General features: G+C 35.3%; 12 protein-coding genes. 5 read left to right on the plus strand and 7 right to left on the minus strand.

Annotated elements, in window-relative coordinates:
• Nucleotides 1-118 precede the first annotated feature (118 nt).
• The 5 genes from M0051_RS04530 (at nucleotide 119) to M0051_RS04550 (ending at nucleotide 6,209) form a co-directional block, all read left to right on the plus strand.
• Nucleotides 119-679, plus strand: a complete 561-nt coding sequence (locus M0051_RS04530; RefSeq protein WP_306740359.1) for a porin family protein — start codon at nucleotides 119-121, stop codon at nucleotides 677-679.
• A gap of 164 nt (nucleotides 680-843) precedes the next feature.
• On the plus strand, nucleotides 844-1,674 hold the full coding sequence (locus tag M0051_RS04535) for a nitroreductase family protein (protein ID WP_306740360.1): 831 nt from the start codon (nucleotides 844-846) through the stop codon (nucleotides 1,672-1,674).
• A gap of 498 nt (nucleotides 1,675-2,172) precedes the next feature.
• Nucleotides 2,173-4,434, plus strand: coding sequence for a formate C-acetyltransferase (gene pflB, locus M0051_RS04540; RefSeq protein WP_373568300.1), 2,262 nt, complete (start codon nucleotides 2,173-2,175; stop codon nucleotides 4,432-4,434).
• Between the two features lie 126 nt (nucleotides 4,435-4,560).
• The gene (gene pflA, locus M0051_RS04545; RefSeq protein ID WP_306740361.1) at nucleotides 4,561-5,286 is read left to right on the plus strand and encodes a pyruvate formate-lyase-activating protein; all 726 of its coding nucleotides are present in this window, start codon (nucleotides 4,561-4,563) and stop codon (nucleotides 5,284-5,286) included.
• A 65-nt stretch (nucleotides 5,287-5,351) separates the two neighbouring features.
• Entirely contained in the window at nucleotides 5,352-6,209 is an 858-nt protein-coding gene (locus tag M0051_RS04550; protein WP_306740362.1) for a formate/nitrite transporter family protein, read from the plus strand.
• Nucleotides 6,210-6,362: 153 nt separating this feature from the next.
• Here M0051_RS04550 and M0051_RS04555 read toward each other — a convergent pair whose 3' ends face one another.
• The 7 genes from M0051_RS04555 to M0051_RS04585 all read right to left on the minus strand — a co-directional run bounded on the left by M0051_RS04555 (nucleotide 6,363) and on the right by M0051_RS04585 (nucleotide 16,659).
• Nucleotides 6,363-7,070 carry an acyltransferase gene (locus tag M0051_RS04555; protein WP_306740363.1) on the minus strand — a complete coding sequence of 236 codons (708 nt, stop codon included), beginning with the start codon at nucleotides 7,068-7,070 and terminating at the stop codon, nucleotides 6,363-6,365.
• A gap of 552 nt (nucleotides 7,071-7,622) precedes the next feature.
• On the minus strand, nucleotides 7,623-9,686 hold the full coding sequence (locus M0051_RS04560; RefSeq protein WP_306740364.1) for an ATP-binding protein: 2,064 nt from the start codon (nucleotides 9,684-9,686) through the stop codon (nucleotides 7,623-7,625).
• Nucleotides 9,687-10,314: 628 nt separating this feature from the next.
• Nucleotides 10,315-10,503 (minus strand): DUF2892 domain-containing protein, encoded by a 189-nt coding sequence (locus tag M0051_RS04565; RefSeq protein ID WP_306740365.1) that lies wholly within the window; start codon nucleotides 10,501-10,503, stop codon nucleotides 10,315-10,317.
• A gap of 11 nt (nucleotides 10,504-10,514) precedes the next feature.
• Nucleotides 10,515-10,823, minus strand: coding sequence for a hypothetical protein (locus M0051_RS04570; protein WP_306740366.1), 309 nt, complete (start codon nucleotides 10,821-10,823; stop codon nucleotides 10,515-10,517).
• 115 nt (nucleotides 10,824-10,938) lie between these two features.
• The gene (locus tag M0051_RS04575; protein WP_306740367.1) at nucleotides 10,939-14,163 is read right to left on the minus strand and encodes an efflux RND transporter permease subunit; all 3,225 of its coding nucleotides are present in this window, start codon (nucleotides 14,161-14,163) and stop codon (nucleotides 10,939-10,941) included.
• 49 nt (nucleotides 14,164-14,212) lie between these two features.
• On the minus strand, nucleotides 14,213-15,295 hold the full coding sequence (locus M0051_RS04580; protein ID WP_306740368.1) for an efflux RND transporter periplasmic adaptor subunit: 1,083 nt from the start codon (nucleotides 15,293-15,295) through the stop codon (nucleotides 14,213-14,215).
• Between the two features lie 29 nt (nucleotides 15,296-15,324).
• Complete coding sequence (locus M0051_RS04585; RefSeq protein WP_306740369.1) at nucleotides 15,325-16,659, minus strand: TolC family protein; 1,335 nt, start codon at nucleotides 16,657-16,659, stop codon at nucleotides 15,325-15,327.
• Nucleotides 16,660-16,770: the final 111 nt, after the last annotated feature.

A 16,770-nucleotide genomic window follows, 5' to 3' on the forward strand; every position in this document is an offset into this window, starting at 1 on the left:
TAACTTGACAAATAATTATCATTTATTCATCAACTAATAGGACATTTATATTGTAAATTACAATCCGAAACAAGTTTATTTTGTATGTTAGCTACCTGAATTTAAAATATCAAATCACATGAAAAAATTTTTACTACTAGTTGTTGTACTATTTGTTGGTACAAGTGTATTTGCTCAAGATGTACAGTTCGGAGCAAAAGGCGGTTTAAACTTTGCAAATTGGATTGGTGATGATGCTGATGGAACTGATATGAGAACAGATATTCATTTAGGTGTATTCGCAAGATTTGCAATTAATGAAAATATTGCTTTTCAGCCTGAATTGGTGTACTCTCGCCAAGGAATGAAAGTAGATATGGGTTCTGATGTAAAGTTTAAATCAAACTATTTGAACATTCCTTTGTTAATGCGTGCTAAAATGGCTGATAAATTTCATGCTATTTTGGGTCCTCAGGTAGGAATTCATTTGAATTCTGAAGCTGACGATGGTGATGTTTCTGTAGATGCAGATAATATGAAAGGACTTGATTTAGCACTTGCATTAGGTCTAGAATATGATATTGCAGACAATGTAGCTATAGGTCTTCGTTACAATTGGGGATTATCAAAGGTTGTTGATGTAGACGAAGCAAAAGTTCAAAATTCAGTATTCCAGTTCGGAGTATCTGTTGCTTTCTAAAATTTTGCAACATGAAAATATTAAACCTGGCCATTTGGTCAGGTTTTTTTATGCTTTAAAATCAGGTCAAAATTACCGCGATTCCTATAGCCATTGTGTAAGAAGTATTCTATTTTTGTCGCGAATTTCCATTTGGAAAATACAAGAATTGAAAATCAAAAGAAATGATCGACTTTAAAGTTGCAGAAGACAAGTGTATTGAATGTGGCCTATGTAAAGAGGATTGTCCTGTAGGAATTATCAACCTTACTCCCAAGGCTGCCATTGCGAAAGAGAAAGAAAAGAATTGTATGAAATGTCAGCATTGCTTGGCCATTTGCCCAACTGCTGCAATTTCTATATTAGGAAAAAAGCCTGAAGATTCAATTTCATGTAAAGCTGAAATGCCATCGGCTCAGGCCATGAGTAATCACATTAAAACCAGAAGATCAGTACGCAAATTTAAAGATGACAATTTGGATCAGGAATTGATTCAGGAATTGATGGAGACAGCATCTCATGCGCCAACCGGACACAACGACAATGCCGTATTGTTTTCATTAATAAATAATAAGGAAGATCTCCTCATTTTCCGTGATGCAGTTTATAAGGCCATCAAAAAAGTATCTGCAGAAGGAAAGCTTCCTAAAAAATATGCTATGCTTGCTTCATTCCAAAAACTATGGGAAAAAGCTGGCGTTGATATCATTTTTAGAAATGCTCCTCACATGCTCATTGCCACTGCTCCAGCTAAAGATGCTTCTCCAAAAATAGATTCAATAATTACTTTAACTTATTTTGAATTTGCAGCCAATGCGAATAATGTTGCTACACTTTGGAATGGTATGATTACTTGGGTTATTGAAGAAATTGATCCTTCGCTACGAGATCTGGTTGGTATCCCACAGGATCATTCTATAGGTTACACCATGATATTTGGAAAAGCTGGTGTAAAATATGCGCGTGGCATTCAATCTGATGGATTGCATTTGAATAAAATCAACTTAAAAAATTAAGCCTAATTGTCACAGCCTCGTTTTGGAACAAACGAGGCTGTTTATTTTTATACTTTCTCTTCTAATATCACTCCCAATTTCTTCTAAGAGTTTTTTTAGTATAGCCTGTTCATTTTCAAATAACATTTCTACTTAACACCCAAGTGTTAAATAATATTTTTCGCAGAATTATCCGATTATTATAAAAACAGAACTCTTTTCAACTAGATTGATTCTAAATTGACTATTTTTACATTGTAATCTCTACATTGCAAAACTCCAAGAATACCAGAAACTTTGGCCATTCGAAAAGCTTTGCATTAACAACATCATTACATCTTGGTATTGCGCAACAAAAAAATAGTCTGTTCCTTTGCGCTCTGAAAGGAAAACGGACAAGTTTATCTTGTTTATTTTCTATGGCTAGATTGTCAATTTTGATAATCAAACACAAAATATAATTTTAAACACAACCATTTCGAGTTCAAATTCAACATTAAGGATTTGAATTAATCATGATTGAAGAAATTCAATCAACGAAAACTATTAACTGCAATGGTAAAAATGCAATTTAAAGCCGGCGAATGGCAAAAGACAATTAACGTTAGAGATTTCGTTAGTAACAATTTAACCTCATACACTGGGGATGCATCATTCTTATCAGGAGCTACAGAACGCACTAAGCAATTGTGGCAAATGTGTCTTGATGCAGTGAAAGAAGAACGTGCAAACAATGGTGTTCGCTCAATCGACACTGAAACTGTTTCAACGATCGCTTCTCACGGTGCTGGGTATATTGACAAATCTTTAGAGGTTATCGTAGGACTACAGGCAGACGAATTGCTTCGCAGAGCAATGAAACCATATGGTGGTATCGCCGTGGTTGAAAAAGCTTGTACTGAACAAGGTCTTGAAGTATCAGATCGTGTTAAAGATATTTTCCGAAACTTCGCAAAAACTCACAACGATGGGGTTTTTGATGCTTATACAGCTGAAATCCGTAAGTTCCGTTCATTAGGATTCCTTACAGGTTTGCCAGATAACTACGCTCGTGGTCGTATTATTGGTGACTACCGTCGTGTAGCTCTATACGGTATCGATCGTTTGATCGAAGCTAAAAAAGAAGATTTGGCTGGATTGAATGGTCCAATGACTGACGAAACTATCCGTCTTCGTGAAGAAGTAGCTGAGCAAATCAAAGCTTTGGGTCAAATCAAAGAATTAGGTGCTAAATATGACTTGGAATTAGGTCGTCCTGCTGAAACTGCACAGGAAGCTATCCAATGGGTTTACATGGGATACCTTGCTGCTGTAAAAGAGCAAGATGGTGCTGCTATGTCATTAGGTAACGTTTCTACTTTCCTTGATATCTACATCCAAAGAGATCTTGAAGAAGGAACAATTACTGAAGAGTTTGCTCAGGAAATGATTGACCAATTCGTAATGAAATTGCGTATGGTTCGTCACCTTCGTATGAATGCTTACGATGAAATTTTTGCTGGTGACCCAACTTGGGTAACTGAGTCAATCGGTGGTAGAACTTTGGACGGAAGATCAAAAGTTACCAAAACTTCTTTCCGTTTCTTGAACACACTTTACACATTAGGTCCATCACCAGAGCCAAACATGACTGTTCTTTGGTCTGATCAACTACCAGAAGGATTCAAGAAATTCTGTGCTCAGGTTTCTATCGATACTTCATCAATCCAGTACGAGAATGACCAGTTGATGACCGACACTCGTAAGTCTGATGACTACGGTATTGCTTGTTGTGTATCATACCAGGAAATTGGTAAGCAAATTCAATTCTTCGGTGCTCGTTGTAACTTGGCTAAGACTTTATTGCTTGCCTTGAACGGTGGTCGTTGTGAGAAAACTGGTACTCAGTTGATCAATGGTATTCCTGCAATGAAGAGCGATGAGTTGAATTACGAAGAAGTAATGGCTAACTATACAATCGCAATGAGAGAAATGGCTCGTGTTTACAATGAGTCAATGAACATCATCCACTACATGCACGATAAGTACTACTACGAAAAGGCTCAAATGTCATTGGTAGATACAAATCCTGCTATCAACCTTGCATACGGTATTGCTGGTCTTTCAATCGTAGCTGACTCACTTTCTGCTATTAAGAACGCAAAAGTAACTGCAGTTCGTAACGAAGAAGGATTGACTTGCGACTTTAAGATTGAAGGTGATTTCCCATACTATGGTAACGATGATGATCGTGTAGACTGTTTTGCAGTTGAGATTCCTAAGATTTTCAACGGTATGTTGAAAGAACTTCACACATATAAAAATGCAGAGCCAACAATGTCTATTCTAACCATTACTTCTAACGTAGTTTATGGTTTAAAGACAGGTGCTACTCCTGATGGTAGAGCTGCTGGTGTACCATTCGCTCCAGGTGCTAACCCAATGCACGGACGTGACACTAACGGTGCAATTGCATCTTTGAACTCTGTAGCAAAAATCAACTACGAAGATTCATTAGATGGTATCTCTAACACATTCTCAATCGTTCCTAAGTCATTAGGTGCAACAGAAGATATCCGTCAAGATAACTTGGTAACCATGATGGATGCTTATTTCATCAAAGGTGCTCATCACTTGAACGTGAACGTATTGAACCGTGAGATGTTAGAAGATGCAATGGAGCGTCCAGAAGAATATCCGCAGTTAACTATCCGTGTATCAGGATACGCTGTAAACTTTGTACGTTTGACTCGCGAACAGCAACTTGAGGTAATCTCTCGTAGCTTCTTCGAAAAAATGTAAGAACGTTTTTCTACTTATATACCGAGATCCGGGAACACGCTGTGCTTTCCGGACTCGTTTTTTATTTAAGATATGAATCTGGATTACAACTGAAAGGTTCATTAACTAAACAACTAACTCTCAACAATGTTAAACGTTCATTCATTCGAATCTCTTGGTACTTATGATGGTCCCGGTATTCGTCTTGTTGTATTCCTTCAAGGGTGTGCATTTAAGTGTTTGTACTGTGCAAACCCAGATACCATAAGCTTTAAAGGAGGTACTCCTACTCCACTTGATGAAGTGATGAGAAAAGCGCGAAACCAACGTCCATTCTTTGGCAAGCTTGGTGGAATAACCATTTCAGGAGGAGAACCATTATGGCAAGCTGCTGAATTGAAAAAACTATTCAAACAGCTAAAAGAGGAAGATTTTAATACATGTATCGACACAAATGGTAATGTTCTTAACGATGATGTGAAAGAATTAATCTCAAATACCGATTTGGTTTTACTAGATATTAAGCACATTAATCCTGATTTACATGTAAAACTAACCGGCAAAAGGAATGATACAACTCTAAAATTTGCCAAACATCTTCGTGACGAAAATATTCGAACCTGGATGCGTTACGTTTTGGTTCCCGGTTATTCTGATCAACCAGAATATTTACATGAAATGGGGAAACATTTTCAAGAATATGGAAATATTGAAAAGCTTGAAATTCAACCCTATCACAAATTGGGTGTTCATAAATACGAGCATCTAAAATGGGAATACAAATTAGAAGGAGTTCCCGAAAACACCACAGAACAATTAGAGACTGCGAAGAATATTCTAAGCCAATATTTCAAAGAAGTTATTATAAATTAAGAATTGCATGTAATAATCGGTAATTACATTTTTAATTACTAATTGTTAATTATTAATAGAATACAATGTCGTATCAAGATATTAATGAAATCATTGAGGTGCAAAAACCTCAAATTGAAGTAAGTGTTAAAGAACAAAACGGTTTCAACTCTCCTGCTGAAACTGTAGAAGAAGTGAATCACACTGCAGAGGCTAAAAAGGCAATGGCAAATAAAAAAACATTTGTATTGGCTTTATTGGCTGGTGGATATATTGCTATGGGTAGCCTTCTGGCCTTAATTGTTGGCGGTGCGATGCCAGGTTTTGCCGAAACCAACCCAGGTTTGCAAAAATTCTTCTTTGGAGCAGTTTTCCCATTAGGATTAATTCTTTGTGCTGTTGCTGGTGCTGAATTATTTACAGGCAATACTGCTTACTTTATTCCATCGGTATTCTCAAAGCGTATGTCATTTAAAGTGCCACTGAAAAACTGGGCTATTGTATACTTCGGCAACTTCATTGGATCATTACTCGTTGCTTACTTCTTGGTTTATCTTACTGGTGCGATTATGAATTCACCTTCTGTTGATTCAGCCATTAATATTGCAATTACAAAAACTTCTAATCCATTCTATAAGACATTCTTAAAAGGAATAGCATGTAACTGGATGGTAGCCTTAGCGATGTGGTTGGCTTATGCATCGAAAGATATTGCAAGTAAAATATTAGGAATTTGGTTTCCTGTTATGGCTTTTGTAGCAATGGGATTTGAACACTGCGTTGCAAACATGTTCTTTATTCCTGTGGCTATTTTTCATGGTGCTGATATTACTTGGATGGATTTTATTGTGAAAAATCTTATCCCTGCAACTTTAGGAAACATTGTAGGTGGCGCACTATTTGTTGGAACAGCTTACTGGTATGTATACGATAAGAAAAAGTAAACAATTGAAAATATATCTTGACTAAAGATTTTATTCCTGTTATTTAATTCAAGAAGAGCCATTGAAATATCAATGGCTCTTTTTATTAGTTATTTTTTGTCTCGTTCCTATTAGTAATCTGATTTTGATTAAAAATATACTTGGTTGTAAGCCTTAAAAATTAGCAACCATATGATCGAATCCATCAAACATTGACTGGTGATTTTTTTTATAATTTTCATATGAATCTCCCATCTGCTTTCTCATTTTCTTTTGAACTTTCTCATCCAATGAATCTAAAAAATCATCAATTTTATTGCCATTTACAAACAGCGAATATTCATCTTTAAAGTCTTCAATGGTAGGTTCGCGTCTAAGCTCATTCTTTATTCGAAAGTAATTATCCTTTACTTCTTCGGCATATTTTTTCTTAGATTTCTCGTAGTATTCATCTATTGTACAAACTGCTTTCGCTGGTCTGCCTACCGCAATACAATTTGAAGGTATATCTTTTGATACTAAAGAGCCATGACCTATAAATACATTATCACCAATAGTCACTCCCTTCAGAACTGTCACCTCTCTTGCAAACGCAACATTATTCCCAATTTTAACTTTCCCAGTAGAATGAAGAGGCAGGAAATCATTGTATTTTATTTTATACAATCTCGAAACAGCATCATGGGTTAAAAGAGTAAAATTCTTATTAAAATAAACATTGTCACCAATTTCAATTAACCACGGTCTAGTTAAATCAATATCTACTGTCTTCCTATTTTTAAAATGAATATTCTTTCCCATGATAACACCCTTTCTTTTCAGGTATCGATGGAAGCGTTTCTTTGAGGTAAGAGCAAACAGGTATCTTATCTTTCGAATCATTTAGAATATCTATTGTTTGGATGGCAAAAATAAGAGTTCCTTGAAAAATACAAAGGTTTTAATGCAAAATTTTCAAGATGCAAAACACTGTATATCAGATATGAAAACTATGTTTAGCATCATAATTTCTTTTTAAAAAAAATTATAAAAATTCCATCACAACAATCTTTTCTTAAACTTACTCATCAACACCTACTTAAAATATCATTCAACATTAACAACTCTTTAACACAATTTAACATTTATCTAATTATACGTATATTATTAAATTAATCATCGGATTTTGCCACAAAAAGCAGTCTTATGAATTAAACTACAAAATATAGTTTCTAGGTAATTTGAATATTTAATAGTTTTCAGAGTTTAAATTTTTTAACCTATCAAAATACTTAATCGTATCTTTACTTATGTATTAATATAACCTATTATTGCGGAATTGTATTTCTACAATAATTATAACTGAAGGCCTTGTTTATGTGCAAAAAAAGAGCCATTCAAATATCTATGGCTCTATTATATGTTAGCTTATTTTTTATTCAAATTTTTTGTGTCTTAAACTCTTATTGGTAAAGTAAAATAAAAAGTTGTACCAACCCCAATCGTAGATTCACACCAAATTTCTCCTCCCAACAGTTCAACCAAGCCTTTCGCAATAGATAAACCAAGACCTGTTCCACTGTTGTTCTCCATTCCTTGATTTTTAACTTGCAAAAAACGATCGAATATATTCTCAAATTGATCTTCAGGAATTCCCACACCAGTATCTTTAATCTTAAACAATAAAGAAGCACTATCCCTTTTCGAGCAATGAATTAATACTATTCCCTTACTAGTAAATTTACATGCATTTCCCACTAAATTAATAAGTATTTGCTTTAATCTTACCTCATCGGTATATAAACGATCATGCATTTCAGTCAAATCAATTTGTACCTTCAGCTCAATGCTATAATTTTTAATTTTATCATGATTTGCAAAAGTATCCTTTACGTTATCTATTATATTTTTAATACTAACCTCTTCAATGTACAATTTAATTTGTTCGCTCTCAATCATGGAAATATCCATAATATCATCAATTATCTTTTGCAAATAGTCGGAACTTTTCTGAATAAAATTACAATATTTAAGCTGCTTATCTTTAGATAAATTTGGTGTAGCTAATAGTGAAGAAAAACCAACTATGCTATTCATAGGTGTTCTTATTTCATGTGACATATTAGCAAGAAACTGCGTTTTTAAGCGATCTGCATTTTTAGCAATTAATGTTGCCTCTTTTAGCTGCTCTTCTCTTTCAATTTGCATTGATATATCACTCATTATTCCCAGCATTCGATAGGCCTTATTGTCTTTATCTTTAAGGAAGGTACCCTTGTCATTTATAGGAACATATGAACCATCTTTTCTTTGATATCTGTATATTACATCATAATTTTCTCCATTAACAATGCATTCTTCCAAAATGTTTTTAGTTTCATCAACATCATCAGGATGCACAAACTTTTCCCAGTCATTGATTGTTACCGCTTCATATTCTTTTGGTGTTGTACCAATCGTTCTCTCCAAATCACCAGACCAATATATACGATCATTTAATAAGTTATAATCATACACAATTTGTCCTTTTTGTTCTGCCACCACTCTATACCTCTCTTCACTATCGCGCAAAGACGTTTCAGCCATTAACCTATGAGAAAGCTCTTTATTTAATTCTGAAGTACGTATCCTTACCAACTTCTGTAACCTTTTGTTGAAAACTAAAATTATTGAAAACACTCCCAGCAAAACAAGAAGTATACTCGCTGTCCAATACCAAAAGGATTCTCGTTCCCAAAATTCACGAGTTGAAAGAAAAACCCAGCCTTTACGTATTTTGTTTTTTTCACTTCTATTAATTGAACGAATTGTATTATTTAGAATATCCCTTAAAATTGGCATATCGTCCCGTACTCCCATCGCAATTCTATAGGTAAAATCGACATCACCTGCCACATGAAGCTTCACAATACCCAAATTCTCCAGATGAAATGAAGCCGATGCTAAATCCACTATCATTGCATCTGTTTCATTGAAAACTAACTTTTTAAGTCCTGTTAAATCATCTGGTACTAAATCTAAATCTAATTCAGGATAATTTTTTACCACATATTCATGTACAGCAAATAAATTACTTACACTAACTTTTTTTCCCTGTAGGTCGCTTATAGACAACTTTCTATTTTTACTGCTAATAATTACTGCAGGCGATTGATAATAGGGTTCTGTAAAAAGTAAATATTCACTACGTTGAGGAGTTTTTGCTATAGAAGTAGCAATTTCAACTTTTTTATCTTTAATTAAATTTAAGTTTTCTTCCAGGTTATTTCTGTGCGTTCGAATGAATTTAATATTCAATTTTTTTTCAATTAAATTTAAATAATCATTCGAAATACCAACCACCTCATTTTTAGAGTTTAGAAAATCAAGTGGCGCAAACAAAGGATCTTGAACAACCCTAATTGAATCACCATTTTCTAAAAGCCATTTTTGCTCATCCTTATTTAGAAAGCCAGCTGCATCCTCCTTTTGACATCCAAGTAAAAAAACAATTAATATTAATAGGAATATATATTTCATTTAGGCAGAGTTCTATTAACCTACTAAATTTAACCATCAACTTCTACAATTACAAATGCATGATATTAACTTATCATCTTTATCATTCAGACTAATTTTTCTTGATGGCTACATTCCCATAATTGTCTAATTAGAGCTTAAAATTTATGCACAATCATTCATGCATAATATTTCATAAAATTCTCAGCACATTAAAAAGGCCCAAAACACATCATTAGTTTCTGATAATCTGACAAAAAGAATCTATTATGAATGTTTAATAAAACATATAATCTATATGAATCCTACTACTTTTAGGCCTACAACATCACTTTTATATAAAAAGGTGATAGACGATTTAAAATTTGAATATACTTCTTGTTGAAGACTTAGTATGCTTCTTGTCGGAAACTTAGTATGCTTCTTGTTGAAGACTTAGTATACTTCTGGTTGGAGACTTAGTATACTAAGTTTTTGATTTGTGTTTCAATTCCACTATCAAACCAGAGCAATTTCAGTAAAATCAATCTTACCTTTAGTATTTTTCACTAAAGTGTAACCCGTGCAAATAAATCTACATTTGAATATTAAAAAATCCCGAAACAAAAATTTGCTTCGGGATTCTCAATCAATAAACAAAACTTGCGGATTAATTATCCACTTTAAAAACTTTTCGAAGAATATCGTCCATCAAACACCATTTGGTAATTGAAGATTGTAAGAGGTTTAAACCTACAAAGGCTGTTAATAATAACCAGTTAATGTTTACATAGACTGCCAGTAAAATACTAACCAATACCAAGGTCCCGGCAATTGCTCTTATAATTCTCTCTCTCATTATATTACTTATTATATAAATTTTTCAACATCCAACATATATGCATGAATTGGACTACAACCATCAATTCCTTCATTGAATTCTTCAATTTGCTTCATCAATTCTTCACCTTTTCCCTGATCTAAAAAAGAAAAAGTAGCGATAGAATCGTAATGGTCTTTATTGGAGGCAAACCAGTTTGGAGCCTCACATTGCTCATTACGTTTACTGGTATAACCTTTAACATCAAACTCACTATAAGCATCAATAGCTGATTTATTATAAATCTGTTTTAACTCTTCATAAAATGCTTTCACACAAAAAATGATAACAACTTTCATCTGTTTAAATTTTATTTATTGGCTAGATGGAACTCTCGATTAATTTAATCATTCTCATGTCTGTAATTTAGAATGCTAAAATTCATGATCGTTTCATATTTACCATATTATGTGATTATTCATTTGAAACTTCTAATTCTTCTTTTACATCGGGATACTTCTTCTTCTCAGTCATATAATAAATCAATGGAACAATAACCAAAGTAAGAAATGTAGAAGCAATCGATCCGCCCATTAATGAAATTGCAAGTCCCTGGAAAATAGGATCAAACAAGATAACTACCGCTCCAATAACCACGGTTCCTGCGGTCAATAGAATTGGTGTTGTTCGAACTGCACCAGCCTCAATTACAGCTTCTTTCAATGGTACTCCTTCGGCCAGTCTCAAGTTGATAAAATCAATCAACAGAATGGCGTTACGAACCATGATTCCTGCCAGAGCAATCATTCCAATCATTGAAGTTGCAGTAAAGAATGCACCCATTAACCAATGACCAATTAAAATCCCTACAAGGGAAAGTGGTATTGAAACCATCATCACAAACGGAACTTTAAAATTCTGGAACCATCCAATAATCAACATATAAATCACCAATAACACAACAGCAAATGCAGCACCCAAATCACGGAAAACTTCGTAGGTAATTTGCCATTCTCCATCCCACTTCAAACTGTAGTTGTCTTCGAAAAATGGCTGTTGTGTATACTCTTCCAGTAGTTCATATCCTTCCGGAACCTTCACATCACTTAAATGATCGGAGATTTCCATGATACCATAAACCGGACTTTCCAATTTTCCGGCAACATCAGCGGTTACATACACCACTCTTTTCTGATTTTTCCTATAGATGCTCTTCTCCTTTATTTTTTTCTGAATATCAACAATATCACCCAAAGGAATCAGATTTCCCGATTGAGTCAGAATATTTATTTTCTTCAGATCCGTTAAGCTGCTTCTATCCTTTTCCTGAAGTCTAAGGTCAATTCCAACCTGCTCATGTTCATGCTCCTGATATAATTGAGAAACCTCTTGTCCACTCAACCCCATGTTCAAAGTATGAACCACCTGCTGAGTTGAAACCCCTGCCAACATGGCTTTTTCCTTATCTACATTAAACTGAAATTCTGTCTGATCATCTTCCACCAACCAGTCTACATCAACCACATCCTGTGTTTTTCCAAAAATTGCTTTCAACTGCTTAGCCACATCAATCTGACCTTCAGTATTTGGTCCATAAATTTCAGCTACCAAGGTTGACATTACTGGTGGTCCTGGAGGAACTTCAACAACTTTTACATTCGCATTAAATTTCTTGCCTATTTCCTGTAAGCCCGGTCTCATTGCCTTGGCAATATCATGACTTTGTAAGTCTCTTTCTCCTTTGTGAGTAAGATTCACCTGGATATCTGCGACATTTGATCCTCTTCGCAAATCGTAATGACGAACCAAACCATTAAAGTTTATTGGTGCTGCAGTTCCAACATAAGTCTGATAATCTACCACATTTTCTTGTTGAGCGATATAAGCAGCCAACTCCTTTGCCACCACTGCGGTGCGTTCTAATGTTGTTCCTTCAGGCATATCAATCACCACTTGGAATTCATTCTTGTTATCGAATGGCAACATTTTTACAGCAACCATTTTAAAATAAATCAGTGTTGTAGAAGCCAGAAGTAATACACTCACAATTCCAATAAATCCCCAACGCTTCAATTTAGATTCTAACATTGGTCGAATGGTGGCTGCATACAACTTGTAAATTCGCGAGTCTTCAAGCTTAAACACTTTTTCCTCTTTTCCGTTCTTTTCATCATGATGAAGTAATCGGTATGCCAAGTAAGGGGTAATGGTAAGTGCCACCAATAATGAGAAAATCATAGCAATGGAAGCACCAATTGGCATCGGACTCATATAAGGTCCCATTAATCCGGAAACGAAAACCATTGGCAAAACAGCGGCAATTACCGTAAAAGTTGCTAAAATGGTTGGATTTCCAACTTCATCGATTGAACGCAGAGCAGCCTGAATCAGCGGTAATCGCCTCATCTTAAAATGCCTGTGCATATTCTCAGCAATAATAATTGAATCATCAACCACAATCCCTGTTACAAATACCAACGCAAATAATGTAATTCGATTTAATGTGTAATCCAGAAAATAGTAACTGAACATGGTTAATGCGAAAGTAATTGGTACTGAAAGGAATACAACCAATCCTCCACGCCACCCCATGGCAAGCATTACCACAAATGTTACAGCCACAATGGCTCCAAGAAGATGTAGAAGCAATTCAGCTACCTTATCTGAGGCAGTTTCACCATAATTCCTGGTGACATCAACATGCACATCCGAAGGGATCAAATCTTTACGAAGCGATTCTATCTTAGTCAGAATTTGTTCTGATACGTGCATGGCATCAGCACCACGACGTTTCGCTACCGATATAGTAACAGCAGGGTATTCTCCCTTAAATTGTTCTTTGGCATCGTTGATTTTACCATATCCAAAATTCACATATTGCGATGCAATTTCAGGCCCGTCAATCACTTGTGCAACCTGCTTCAGGTAGATTGGACTCCCTTTGTAAACGCCTACTACCAGATTGGACACATCGTCGGCATTCTCCAGAAACTTACCCGTTTCAACAAGGTATTCCTGATCGTTACTGTTAAAGGCCCCTGAACCAATTTGCTGATTGGATATCTGAATTTGCTGAGAGATGCTTAATGCATCAATATTGTAACCAGCCATTTGTTCACGATTCAACACTACTCGAACCTGACGTGAACGTCCGCCAATTATTTTGGTTTCCGATACTTCGTTAACCTTTTCTATTTCATTGTTTACTTCCTGCGCGATTCTCTTTAGCTGAAAATCATCATAAGTTTCGCTCCAGAAAGTCAGTCCCAAAACAGGAACATCATCAATTGCACGTGTTTTAATCAAAGGCATGGATGTTCCTTTTGGCATCTGATCCATGTGTTTCATAATCTCGTTGTACATTTTAACGAGAGATCTTTCAACATCTTCCCCTACATAAAACTGAACGATTAACATAGCCTGTCCCGGCATAGATGTAGAATAAACATACTCCACACCCGGAATATTCGTCACTACTTTCTCAAGTGGTTGCATTACCCGCGATTCAATTTCCGATGGGCTTGCTCCCGGATACATTAAAAAGATATCAGCTATGGGAACATCAATTTGTGGCTCTTCCTCTCTAGGTGTTAAATAGGCGCTGTACATTCCAATAATCATGAATGCAACCATTAACAGAGGAGTCAATTTTGAATTTATAAATAAGTTGGCGATACCGCCTGCAAATCCTGTTTTCATCTTTTAAGACATTTGATTTTTGAACTCAAATTTTCTTTTAACGATCGTACTACTTGATGCTTAATTTTGCACCATCCCAAATTTTACCTTGATAAGAAACGATATACTGTTCTCCATCGCTTAATCCTGATAATACCTCTGCCATATTATCTTTGGTTTTGCCAACTCTTATCCAACGTAACATGGCTGTTCCCATTTGACTAACCGTATAAACACCTATTAGTTGTCCTTTTCTTACCAAAACATCATTCGGAATAAAAATACCTGGCATCCCTCCTTTTTCAAGGCTCACCTGTGCATACATGCCACTATATAATTTTGTCTTTTGCTCTTTGGTGGGTTCCAAAACAATCTTGGCCTCAAATTGGTTTCCAGTATACAAAGCAGAAGGATTTACTTCCGTGATTTTGCCATTCACAACTTCATTCAAAGCAGTAATTTTCACCTTTACCACATCATTCTTTTGAACCTTAGAAATCTCTGTTTCCGGAATTCTAGCCATCACCTTATACTCTCCTGGTTTTTCAATGGCCACCAAAGGCATACCCGGAGAAGCCAAATCTCCCTCGTTCATATATTTTCTAGCTATGATACCATGGTAAGGTGCTTTTATTGCCGAATAGCGTAACATTTCATTTACTTCAGCTTCCATTTGTTTCACAGCTTCCAATTCGGCTTTGGCCATATTGTAGTGTGTTGTCACATCATCCATTTCTTTCTGCGAAGCACTTTTTTGTTCGAACAGTACCGTAAATCTCTTGTAATCCTTCTCTGCATTTTCAAAGGCAGATTCGGCTTTAATCATATTGGCTTTAACCTGTGCTTTTTTAGCTTGAATATCCTGATCTTTAATCTGAACCAACAACTGACCTTTGCTTACTTTTTGGCCAGGTTCTACATATATCCGAGCAATTTGCCCCATAATACGTGTACTTAAGTTAGAATGGGTTTCTGCCTCAATCTTACCCGAAAAATTCAAAAGTTCAGGTTGGTTTAGCATTTTAACGGTTTGTACGCTTACCGCAACATCCGCTTTCTGATCTTCCTTTGTATTTGATTCTCTACCGCACGATTGGAATCCCCAAGCAAGTGTGGCAGTCATTGCAATCAATAATATTGTCTTAGAGTTCATATTTATTATTTTTTTGAGATTTGTTTTGTTTATTGTAATTCCTTTTCAAGCAATAATTCCAAGTGGAAAACTGCTACATGATATTGATACAGTGAGTTGATATAATCCAGATTTTTCATCATCGCCATCGACTCCGACTGTAATACATCAATCGTTTTTTCCAATCCTTGCTTGTATCTATTGGTTCTGATTCTATAAGCCTCTTCTGCCTGATTCTTTGCCAATTTGCTCATTTCAATTCTGTCGAAGGCAACTTTCAAATTTCTTTTGGCAGCTTGTATTTCCATACTAGATTTGGATTGATAGTCGGCAAGATCCAGTTCTGCAATCCTTAATTCTGCCCTTGCTTTCTGCACCTTTCCAACATTTTTATAACCCTTAAAAATATCCCAGGATAAACTTGCTCCAATCAAATAATTGTTGGCTGATGTTCCCAACAGTTGAGAATCGTTCCATTCGTAAGCTCCAAAAGCATTCAAGCGCGGAAGAAATCTCATTTTTTCTGACTTTAGCATATTCTCACGTGCCTCCAGGCTTTTCCTGTAAGCCATAATATCGGAACGCATGCCTTCATCCTGATCCTTATTTAAAGCTTGTAAGAGAGAAGGCTTTTGATCTAATTTCTCTGTAGTCTCGATTTCAGTTCGAATGTCCAATCCTAATATATAAGCTAGAAATTCATTAGCTTGTTTTTGGGCATTTTTGGCATCGGCCAGCTGATTCTTCAATTCAAGAACCCTAACTTTGGCAGAGAGCAAATCAGCCTCCTTTACATATCCTTGCTCCAGGTTGTCTTTGGTAAGCTGTAAAGCTGATTTTGCAGTTTCCAAGGATTTTTCAACCACATTAACTGCTTCTTGCGCCAATTCCAATTGGTAGTAAGTCTTCTTAACTTCAAACCTTGTAAAATTTATGGTTCGCTCCGTTGTAAAATCTACAGCTTGCATTTTTGCATTAGCTGCTTTCCTCCCATACAAACCATCAATATTAATAATAGGTTGTTGAACTTCAATTTTGGTATTGTAATTTTCAATTCGATCCGGATCATTCAGCAAAACAGGATTAAAATCGGCTTGCGCAGTAATTTCCTGCTTCAATTTAAAACCAAAGGCAGCCAATGGATCATTTGTTGTTATTGCTGTATGAGATAAATTTAAGTTGGGAAGAAAAACCGAATTGGTTTGACGGAATTCTGCCTTTGCAGCTTTCCCTTGTGCTTTTGCTTTGTTAATTTGCCTGTTATTTTGGGTCGCTTTTAACAAAGCATCCTTCAAACTTAATTGTAGTTCTGCTTCTTGAGAAAATATCTTAGAGATATTTGCAAATGTCAGAACAAAGGTCAATAGGTAAATAATCTTTCGCATGTTTATTTATTGATTGTTTATTGATTTCGGTTCAAATGTATATACTTTAATCTATATATGCAAACATCTAGATATTTGTAGTTTTATTTAAATTTGTTGATTAAAGCATAA

Origin of the sequence: Marinifilum sp. D714, from assembly GCF_030851345.1 — a bacterium.
In the GTDB taxonomy this organism is placed as follows: Bacteria; Bacteroidota; Bacteroidia; order Bacteroidales; family Marinifilaceae; genus Marinifilum.